Origin of the sequence: Wenyingzhuangia aestuarii (genome assembly GCF_011927765.1) — a bacterium.
GTDB classification, from domain to species: Bacteria; Bacteroidota; Bacteroidia; order Flavobacteriales; family Flavobacteriaceae; genus Wenyingzhuangia; species Wenyingzhuangia aestuarii.
In genome coordinates this window covers 1-10,306 of the sequence record NZ_JAATJG010000023.1, presented here as the reverse complement: position 1 = coordinate 10,306, position 10,306 = coordinate 1, and the positions used below count along the sequence as shown (strand labels likewise).

Below are 10,306 nucleotides of genomic sequence, written 5' to 3'. Positions count from 1 at the left end.
GCTTCTGGGACAACTCCCATTTCTTGTATTTCATATTTCAAATATATTAGTTTGAAATTTAAAAGAACACTCCGAACTTATTGGGGGCTAAAATAAAATCAATAAAAGCTAATTCTAAAAAAAGAAAGCTTAAAAGCTGAAAGCTTGACTTTTTAATTCTAAAAAATTATCTCTTGCTGAAATATTTTTCAAAGATTGAAAAATACGCAGGCTAACACCGCATAAAAACAATTTGGGTTTGGTTCGTACTCCAAAGTTCTGTACTTTTAAACATAAAAATCGCTCGGTTCGAAAAGTCTTCGACGTTTTCTCCCAAACTGATTTTTATACAAAACCGTTACCCTACATAGTCGAAAAAATTCCAAAAATAAAGTTTGGGAATCAGTGTGGGTAAACTCCAAAAATTAATATTTCTAAACTTTGAAACTTTTTCTATAATACGTATTCAAATTTCCATTGCTTGTTGGTTCAGTAATTTCTCATAAAATTCTTTTCACGATAGTTTTCTAGAAAATAAATAATTCTTAATTCTGCTGTTTTAAGTAGCTGTGCTGAATTTTTTAAACTTTTGCTTGAAAGTATATTCTATAAAAAGATAGAAGCTTAAAACGCTGAAAAATTAATTCGTAGCCACGTTAAGTTTTGAGAATTTTGCTTCCAAAATAGTTAGTCTTTTATGAATAGTTTTTATTCCTTAGAAAACTGAAAAAAAGTAGCAACGCTGAATTTTAAAACATCAAACACTTAAAAGAATTTTATCTTAAATAAGAAATTAAATCTTCTCAAAAATTTAAACCAGTAACTCTGCCAAAATTCCTATTTACAGAAAAATTGTAGAAAATAAAATACGATAGGGTAACACCGGCTAAAATTAATACGGGCTCCTGTCCTACTTCAAAGTTTTGTGTATATTTACATAGTCCGCCAAATCTTGTTGATTTGGCTTTGTGATTAAAAAAGAAACAAAACCAAACAAAAAGCTTAGGCTTAGTCCGTTCTCGAAAATCTTGTCGATTTTCAACCCCGTACTAATCCTAGCCAAAACCGTTGGGCACAATTTGATCGAAATCTGGCTCTATTCAATAACTCAATACTAAAAATTAAAAGATGACTCTGAATGAATTAGGAAATAAACTTAGTGAAATGTACAATAATGCTCCAAAAGGAGATTCTGTTGCTATGATTCATTTATTTGGAATTAAATATGCAAACGAGATAAAACAAAGTGAATATTCAAAAAAAGACATAATAAAGCAATCTGGTATTTCTGCTTCATACTTGACAGAATTAACTAAAGGAGTAAAATTAGCTAACTATGTAATTTCTAAAAGTTAAATTATTGGAACAGTCTGAATTTTTGCAAAAAATAAGAGAGGCATATTTACAAGCAAGAGAATGTGCTTTTTCACCAACTTCAAATACAGATATTTTGAGTCGTGGAACAAGCCATTCAATATCTTCACTTACAGAAGATTTATTTGGTTGCTATTGTGCAGAAAAGGTCACTAATCCTAATGGAGTAAAAATTTTAGTCGACCCTCCAATTTCATTTAAAGAAACTGAGTTAAAGAATAAAAGCGGTAAAAAATCTTTATTATTAAGACCTGACATTGTTTTAATGAAAGACAATATAATAAATTGCTTCTTTGACCTTAAAACGGATTTAGGATATAAACGGTTTGAATTTCTAACTCAAGCAAAAGACAGAAATAACCAATTAAATAATATTAAAGAAAAATATGCTGTTTACAAAGATGGGAAAACTAAAATCGAACAAAAAGTAAAAATATCACAAGATATTAAATTCATTTATGTCATTATCTCTCAAGGAAATATAGGGAAAGAGAAAATTGACAAAATTATTACTGAGATTAAGCTCTTAGAAAATGTTGATATCTTTGTAATTTCAAAAGGCGAACATCTAAATTCATATAAAGAGATTTCTAAAACAGAAATTAACACTATAGATTTTAATGAACTTGATAAACTTATAAACGAAAGATTAACCAAATAAAAAAACTGTGCCCAACACCGGCTAAACTTCATGCGGGTTCTGTGCTTTCTCAAAGTTTTGTGTATATTTACTAAGTCGCCAAATCTTGTTGATTTGGCTTTGTGAAATCAAAAGAAACAAATCCAAACAAAAAGCTTCGGCTTAGTACGTTCTCGAAAATCTTGTCGATTTTCAAGCCCGCACAAAGCCTAGCCAAAACCGTTAGCCAGCATAGGTCAGAACCGCTAAAACTGAAAGTAAACTACTCTCCTATTTTTTTTTCTCTTTTTATCAAAAATTCTATCGCTGAAAAATTTTACAATTACTTTGAAAAAGTCGTTTAAAGGTATTTTTCGGTTAGCTTCGCTGTTTTCTTATTTGGTCGTTTAAGAACTTGTTGATAGTTTATTTCTAATCGATAAATATCTTTACAAATCGTTGCTAAGCAAAAAAGTAGTCGAGAAAACATTATTTCATTGAAAGTTTTTTAAACACTGAGAAAGTAGCTTAAAATAAGCTTGAGAAGTTTTTATTTATACAAAGTTGTTTCTTAATCGATAGATTATTTTTGAAGATTAGTGTTGAAATTTAATTTTTATTTAAGAATATTTTAAACGCTGATCATAAAATCAATAAAAGCTAATTCTAAAAAAGAAAGCTTAACTTTTTAATTCTAAAAAATTATCTCTTGCTGAAATATTTTTCAAAGATTGAAAAATACGCAGGCTAACACCGCATAAAAACAATTTGGGTTTGGTTCGTACTCCAAAGTTCTGTACTTTTAAACATAAAAATCGCTCGGTTCGAAAAGTCTTCGACGTTTTCTCCCAAACTGATTTTTATACAAAACCGTTAGCTGTAATTCAAAACCGAAGCAAAAATGGATAAAAAAATCTCAATAAAGGAGAATACTAAAAATGAAATTCAAAAAGCACAGGATTATTGGAATAATGTATTAAAGCAAGAATTTGACAAAGAAACTGACCGAGGAGCTGCAATTTTTGCGACTTCATTATTTGATGCTGCATTGAGAAACCTATTAATCGGATATTTAGCTCCAAATACAAACTCGAAAGATGAAATTTTTGATGGTCCAAATGCTCCTTTATCAACATTAAGTTCGAAAATAATTATGTCCTATCGTCTAGGAATATTAAGTGACAGATATGTACGAGATTTGAATCTTATCAGAAAAATCAGGAATGAATTTGCTCATAACATACAAGGTTGTGATTTTAATCATTCAGGTATTCTTTCAAGAATTCAGGAGCTTGACAAATCGTCTCAAACTGTTTCAAAACTCAACATAATGAAGGGACTAAAAGAAACCGAAGACAAAGACTCTAGAAATATTTTTCTTCAAACTTGCTCTTGGATGTTGACTGAAATTCAAAATAAAATCGAAAAGCTAACTCCATTATCACAAGCTTCGATGGAGTTCGGCTATATAGAAATTGAAACTATTAGGGATTTTAAAAAATTCATTGACAAACGAGAGAAAGAAAAAGAAAAGAAAGAATAAAAAACTACAGCTAACACCGGCTAAACTTCATGCGGGTTTTATGCTTACTTCAAAGTTTTGTGTATATTTACTAAGTCGCCAAATCTTGTTGATTTGGCTTTGTGAAACCAAAAAAACAAATCCAAACAAAAAGCTTCGGCTTAGTCCGTTCTCGAAAATCTTGTCGATTTTCAAGCCCGCACAAAGCCTAGCCAAAACCGTTGTGTGTAATTATGAAAAAAAAAAGTGCATTCAAAATATTTATCTCTTTAATAGTAACTCTATCACTCACGGGTTGCTCTCCATATGATATTCGTGATGACGGTGTATATTTTATAGAATGGAATGCTGCACAAGGTAAAGTTGAGAAAAAAATTAACAGAGCCGATAAAAATTCTTTCAAGCACATAAGTGGTAGTTATGGAAAAGATAAAAACTTTGTCTTTTTTAAAAGAAAAATTATTAATGGTGCCGATTCAAATTCATTTAAAAGAATTAAAAGAGGATACTCTATCGATAAAAATAGAGTTTATTATTATGGTGATTCAATTACAAATTCTAGTAGTAAACAGTTTGAAATAATCGATAATTATTACTCTAAAGATTATAAAGATATCTATTATAGAAATCAAGCTTTAAATGTTTGTTCTGTTGAAAATTTTGAGTTTGTTTTTCACGACAGTCTTGAAAATGAGTATAGACGTTGGACAAGAGATGGTTGTAATTATTTCATTAATAGTATCAAAGTGCCATCATCCGAATATGATAATTTAAATGTATATCCTAAAAGCGGAGGAATTTCTTCGGATTCTAAAAATGTTTATCACTATAATAGAAATATTTGTTACGATTCTAAAGGAATAAAAATATTAGACACAGTTGATATTAAAACCTTTGAAGTGTATGGATTTATTAAGTGTCGAGATAAATACGGTAATATTAACTTATATAATACTATGAAACAAATCAGATTAAAATAACTACACACAACACCGGCTAAACTTCATGCGGGTTTTGTGCCAACTTCTAAGTTTTGTGTATATTTACTAGGTCGCCAAATCTTGTTGATTTGGCTTAGTTTAACTAAAAAATACAAACCCAAACAAAAAGCTTCGGCTTAGTCCGTAATCGAAAATCTTGTCGATTTTCAATCCCGCACAAAGCCTAGCCAAAACCGTTGTAGTACATTAGATGAAAATTAAATCAAATATTCAAGTAACTGAATTAAATAGAGATCAGTTTATTCAAGTTTTAGAGAATAATAACTTGAAGGTTACTAATAACGAAAAAATAAGATTTAAAGATTTAATTAAAACATATACTCCTCGATATTATCCAAGATTTAAACCGACAATTAGTGGTGAATTTTACCGAAATGAATGGAAAATTAATTTAGATTCTGTAATATTTAAATCTTTTCTTCTTGGAATAAGTACATATATTTTTTTTTGGGCAAATAATGCTGAAATAAAAACAAGAATAATCATACCTATAATTTTTATGATAATAAACTACTGGATAAATCAGTTAATTATTAAAACTAGAATTGAAAATATTGAAAGTTATTTCAGAAAATCAATTAAAAACAATCATTGAGACAAAAACTAAATTCTATTTACAAATTTTAAAAAAAACTCTCTTTGAAGAAAATCATCATATTTGTTACTCTAATTATATTTGACTTAACAATTATTTATGTCGCTTTTGGACTATTACTCATGATATATGATGATTCTTATCAAGAAAGTAAAGGAGAGTACTGGAGTTTAAGTAGTATGACATTTCAAGAAAAAATTATTTACTTAAGTTTTCAATTTTGGAATATTGTAAATATTATTATAATAGTATATCTCGTTTATAAAATAATCTCGTTTATAAAAAAAACGTACTACAACACCGGCTAAACTTCATGCGGGTTTTGTGCCAACTTCAAAGTTTTGTGTATATTTACTAAGTCGCCAAATCTTGTTGATTTGGCTTAGTTATAACTAAAAGAAACAAAACCAAACAAAAAGCTTCGGCTTAGTACGTGTTCGAAAATCTTGGCGATTTTCACCCGCACAAAGCCTAGCCAAAACCGTTAACTTACATAGTCGAAAAAATTCCAAAAATAAAGTTTGGGAATCAGTGTGGGTAAACTTTAAAAGTCAATATTTCTAAGCTTTGAAACTTTTTCAATAATACGTATTCATATTTCCATGGCTTGTTGGTTCAGTAGTTTTTCCTAAAATCTTTTCACGATAGTTTTCTAGAAGAGAATAGTTCTTAATTCCACTGTTTAAGTAGCTCTGCTGAATTTTTAAAACTTTTGCCTGAAAGTATATCACAAGATAAAAATGTACTTTAAAAACGCTGAAAATGAATTCGTAGCTAACTTGAGTTTGAGAATTTTGCTTCCAAAATAGTTAGTTTTTTAATGAAAGGTTTTATTCCTTGAAAACTGAAAAAAGTAGCAACGCTGAATTTTGAAACTTCAAAAAACTTAAAATATTTTTCTCTTAAATAATTAATTAAAACTTCTCGAGAATTAAAATCAGTAACTCTCCTAATATTTCTATTTACCGAAAAATTCCAGTAAATAAAATACGATAAGTTAACACCGGCTAAAATTAATACGGGCTCCTGTCCTACTTCAAAGTTTTGTGTATATTTACAATGTCCGCCAAATCTTGTTGATTTGGCTTAGTCAAATTAAAAAGAAACAAATCCAAACAAAAAGCTTAGGCTCAGTCCGTGCTCGAAAATCTGGCCGATTTTCAATCCCGTACTAATCCTAGCCAAAACCGTTAGCTAAAAGCTTGAAAAAAACTTTTTTAAAGACAAAATCGTTTACAAAATTAGATTTTTGTATTTTTGAGTAAATAATTTTATTATGGATATACAAGGTAGAAAATTAGAATTTATTGAAGAATTTATAAAAATTCAGAAAGAAGATGTATTAGCTCGTTTTGAAAATCTTTTAAAGAAAGAAAAATCAGTTGAGTTAAAACCTTTTTCTATCGAAGAATTAAATAACAGAATAGATAAATCTGAAAATGACTTTAATAATAACCGATTCAAAACAAGCTCTCAAATATTAGCTAAATATCAATAATGAAATATACTGTCATTTGGTCTGATTTCTCAGAAAAACAATTAGATGAAATATTTGAATACTATTGTGATGAAGTAAATAAAAGAACTGCTAAAAAAATTGTTAAACAAATTTTAGCGGAGCCTAAAATACTTGAAAACAATCCTTTCCTTGGACAAATTGAAAATTCATTAACTCATCGAAAAATTTCTTATCGATACTTAATTTGTAATAATTATAAAATTATTTATTCAGTAGACGAAAACGAATCTCTCATAAAAATAGCTGACGTTTTCAATACCTTACAAGATCCTATTAAAATTAACCGAAACGAATAAACGCCATTAGCTAACACCGGCTAAAATTAATACGGGTTTTGGTTCTTGCTCAAAGTTTTGTGTATATTTACTAAGTCGCCAAATCCTTTTTGATTTGGCTTTGTAATAAGAAAATTAAAACCAAAAAAAAGGCTTCGGCTCAGTCCGTGCTCGAAAAGGCTCTGCTCCTTTTCTTCCCGTACTAATCCTAGCCAAAACCGTTGGCTGTAATTAACACGAACGAATAGAAAAATGACTCCAAAACAAGTCGAAAGAATTCAAAATAAAATTAAGAAAATTAAAAGTGAACTCGCTGCTGATAAAAAGCATTGGGGAGGATTTTATAATGATGGTAAAGGACTTAGATATTTACCACCTGAATTATATTTAAAATTAAACGATTATTCTGGAGCTTTGAGATATTTTAATTGGTTTCACAAAAATTTCCCTGAAGACTCTGGTTTTCCAATATTTCTCTTCGAATGGACAATTACTCTTTTCAAAAAGAAAAAAATTAAACTTGCTGAGAAAAAAGCTTTAGAAACATTTTATTCTAATACTTATTTAATTGACATCTTTTTAGGAAATGAATTACTAAATTTTGATAAATCTGAAAGTTCAAACTGGGAATACTCAAGCTTAGTAGAAAATTTAGAATATTCGAAAAACCAGGAGGAACTCTATGATTTCACTAAATGGTTGAAAGACTTTACAACAACTGAGACATTTTACAATTTTGCTAATAAATTCATTAAAATTGAAGCAGAATTAAAAAATGAACCTATAGGAAAGAAAAGATCTAATCTTGTTAATGAAAAATACAAATTACTCGAAAATCTGAAATAAAAACTACAGCCAACACCGGCTAAAATTAATACGGGCTCCTGTCCTACTTCAAAGTTTTGTGTATATTTACAAAGTCCGCCAAATCTTGTTGATTTGGCTTAGTCAAATTAAAAGAAACAAATCCAAACAAAAAGCTTAGGCTCAGTCCGTGCTCGAAAATCTTGTCGATTTTCAATCCCGTACTAATCCTAGCCAAAACCGTTAGCCAGCATAGGTCAGAACCGCTAAAACTAAAAGTAAACTACTCTCCTATTTTTTTTCTCTTTTTATCAAAAATTCTATCGCTGAAAAATTTTTACAATTACTTTGAAAAAGTCGTTTAAAGGTATTTTTCGGTTAGCTTCGCTGTTTTTTTATTCAGTCGTTTAAGAACTTGTTGATAGTTTATTTCTAATCGATAAATATCTTTACAAATCGTTGCTAAGCAAAAAAGTAGTCGAGAAAACATTATTTCATTGAAAGTTTTTTAAACACTGAGAAAGTAGCTTAAAATAAGCTTGAGAAGTTTTTATTTATACAAAGTTGTTTCTTAATCGATAGATTATTTTTGAAAATTAGTATTGAAATTTAATTTTTATTTAAGAGTATTTTAAACGCTGATCATAAAATCAATAAAAACTAATTCTAAAAAAGAAATCTTAAAAGCTGAAAGCTTAACTTTTTAATTCTAAAAAATTATCTCTTGCTGAAATATTTTTCAAAGATTGAAAAATACGCAGGCTAACACCGCATAAAAACAATTTGGGTTTGGTTCGTACTCCAAAGTTCTGTACTTTTAAACATAAAAATCGCTCGGTTCGAAAAGTCTTCGACGTTTTCTCCCAAACTGATTTTTATACAAAACCGTTGCCACACATATGAAAAAAATACTGATATTAGCTATAATCTTGATTGTTTCAACTCTTTTTTCGAACACCAAACAAGAAAAAGCTAATAAACTAACTGAAAAAAAAGTATTTTATGAAATTATTCCACTGTTAGTAAATACTTTACTAGATAATGAAATAAACTCAATCCCCCCTCCTCCTCCATCTGTTGAATATCTAAATAATAATAATTTTTTTGAAAAAACAGATTCTGAAAATTTAGATAAAGCCATTCATAATTGGAAAAAATCTAAAGAATATAAGAAAACATTATTAGATTGGAAAAAAAATATAATCTCATCAAAACCTGATAGATATAAGGGCTATTTGGTTCTTGAGAACATAGTATATCTTAGTACTGATAGTCTAAATATAATAAGTTTTTTTGGAGAAAAATTGAACCTAAAAAAAAGAAAAACCATAGATAAATTTAAAATTGATCTAGAAAAAATTCAATTAACTGAGATCAAAATAAAGCTTAAGTTAAATTCTGAACTCCCTAAAAAGTCTGAGATTTTAAATAATTATTCAGAAAATAAAATTAAACGAATAATGAGATTTAGTAATTTTATGATAGATTCTACCGAAAAATATAGTGTTATAGATATAGGATATTCGGAAGGAAGAATTGGAGGTTATGGAGTTCGATTTTATATGAAAAAAATAAATAATCAATGGAATATTGAAAAAAAGGAAAATTTGTGGATTTCATAAATACATGTGGCAACACCGGCTAAACTTCATGCGGGTTCTGTGCTAACTTCAAAGTTTTGTGTATATTTACTAAGTCGCCAAATCTTGTTGATTTGGCTTTGTGAAACCAAAGAAACAAATCCAAACAAAAAGCTTCGGCTTAGTACGTGTTCGAAAATCTTGTCGATTTTCAAGCCCGCACAAAGCCTAGCCAAAACCGTTAGCATACATAGTCGAAAAATCTCAAAATAAAGTTTGTGAATCAGCGTGGGTAAACTCTAAAAATTAATATTTCTAAGCTTTGAAATATTTTCTACAATACGTGTTCAAATTTCCATGGCTTGTTGGTTCAGTAGTTTCTCATAAAATCTTTTCACGATAATTTTCTATAAAATAAATAGTTCTTAACTCTGCTGTTTAAGTTGCTGTGCTGAATTTTTAAAACTTTTGCTTGAATGTATATTCTATAAAAAAAAGAAGCTTAAAAACGCTGAAAAATTAATTCGTAGCTATGTTGAGTTTTGAGAATTTTGCTTCCAAAATAGTTAGTCTTTTATGAATAGTTTTTATTCCTTGAAAACTGAAAAAAGTAGCAACGCTGAGTTTTGAAACTTCAAAAACTTAAAAGAATTTTCTCTTAAATAAGAAATTAAAACTTCTCGAGAATCAAAATCAGTAACTCTCCTAATATTTCTATTTACCAAAAAATTCTAGAAAATAAAATACGATATGCTAACAACAGCTAAAATTAATACGGGCTCCTGTCCTACTTCAAACTTTTGTGTATATTTACAATGTCCGCCAAATCTTGTTGATTTGGCTTTGTGTAACCACAAAAAACAAATCCAAACAAAAAGCTTCGGCTTAGTCCGTGTCTGAAAATCTTGGCGATTTTCAACCCCGTACTAATCCTAGCTAAAACCGTTAGCAACAATAAAAAATGGAAATCAGAAAACTACTTTTAGGATTATTCCTATTAAAAGATGAATTGGACTATTTCCATCAATCTTTAAGTAG

General features: G+C 28.8%; 9 protein-coding genes. All 9 read left to right on the top strand.

Going from position 1 to position 10,306, the window contains the following annotated elements:
• The first annotated feature begins 1,107 nt into the window (after positions 1-1,107).
• The 9 genes from GGR97_RS14805 to GGR97_RS14765 all read left to right on the top strand — a co-directional run bounded on the left by GGR97_RS14805 (position 1,108) and on the right by GGR97_RS14765 (position 9,310).
• Positions 1,108-1,335, top strand: coding sequence for an HTH-like domain-containing protein (locus tag GGR97_RS14805; protein ID WP_167899311.1), 228 nt, complete (start codon positions 1,108-1,110; stop codon positions 1,333-1,335).
• Between the two features lie 4 nt (positions 1,336-1,339).
• The gene (locus GGR97_RS14800; protein WP_167899310.1) at positions 1,340-2,014 is read left to right on the top strand and encodes a hypothetical protein; all 675 of its coding nucleotides are present in this window, start codon (positions 1,340-1,342) and stop codon (positions 2,012-2,014) included.
• An 859-nt stretch (positions 2,015-2,873) separates the two neighbouring features.
• On the top strand, positions 2,874-3,515 hold the full coding sequence (locus GGR97_RS14795; RefSeq protein WP_167899309.1) for a hypothetical protein: 642 nt from the start codon (positions 2,874-2,876) through the stop codon (positions 3,513-3,515).
• A 212-nt stretch (positions 3,516-3,727) separates the two neighbouring features.
• The gene (locus GGR97_RS14790; protein ID WP_167899308.1) at positions 3,728-4,474 is read left to right on the top strand and encodes a DKNYY domain-containing protein; all 747 of its coding nucleotides are present in this window, start codon (positions 3,728-3,730) and stop codon (positions 4,472-4,474) included.
• A gap of 211 nt (positions 4,475-4,685) precedes the next feature.
• Positions 4,686-5,090 carry a hypothetical protein gene (locus GGR97_RS14785; RefSeq protein ID WP_167899307.1) on the top strand — a complete coding sequence of 135 codons (405 nt, stop codon included), beginning with the start codon at positions 4,686-4,688 and terminating at the stop codon, positions 5,088-5,090.
• A gap of 1,276 nt (positions 5,091-6,366) precedes the next feature.
• Positions 6,367-6,588, top strand: coding sequence for a hypothetical protein (locus GGR97_RS14780; protein WP_167899306.1), 222 nt, complete (start codon positions 6,367-6,369; stop codon positions 6,586-6,588).
• Positions 6,588-6,905 (top strand): type II toxin-antitoxin system RelE/ParE family toxin, encoded by a 318-nt coding sequence (locus GGR97_RS14775; RefSeq protein WP_167899305.1) that lies wholly within the window; start codon positions 6,588-6,590, stop codon positions 6,903-6,905. The genes GGR97_RS14780 and GGR97_RS14775 overlap by 1 nt, the downstream gene beginning before the upstream one ends.
• Positions 6,906-7,136: 231 nt before the next feature.
• Positions 7,137-7,730, top strand: a complete 594-nt coding sequence (locus GGR97_RS14770) for a hypothetical protein (RefSeq protein WP_167899304.1) — start codon at positions 7,137-7,139, stop codon at positions 7,728-7,730.
• 857 nt (positions 7,731-8,587) lie between these two features.
• Positions 8,588-9,310, top strand: coding sequence for a hypothetical protein (locus tag GGR97_RS14765; protein ID WP_167899303.1), 723 nt, complete (start codon positions 8,588-8,590; stop codon positions 9,308-9,310).
• The last annotated feature ends 996 nt before the right edge of the window (positions 9,311-10,306 follow it).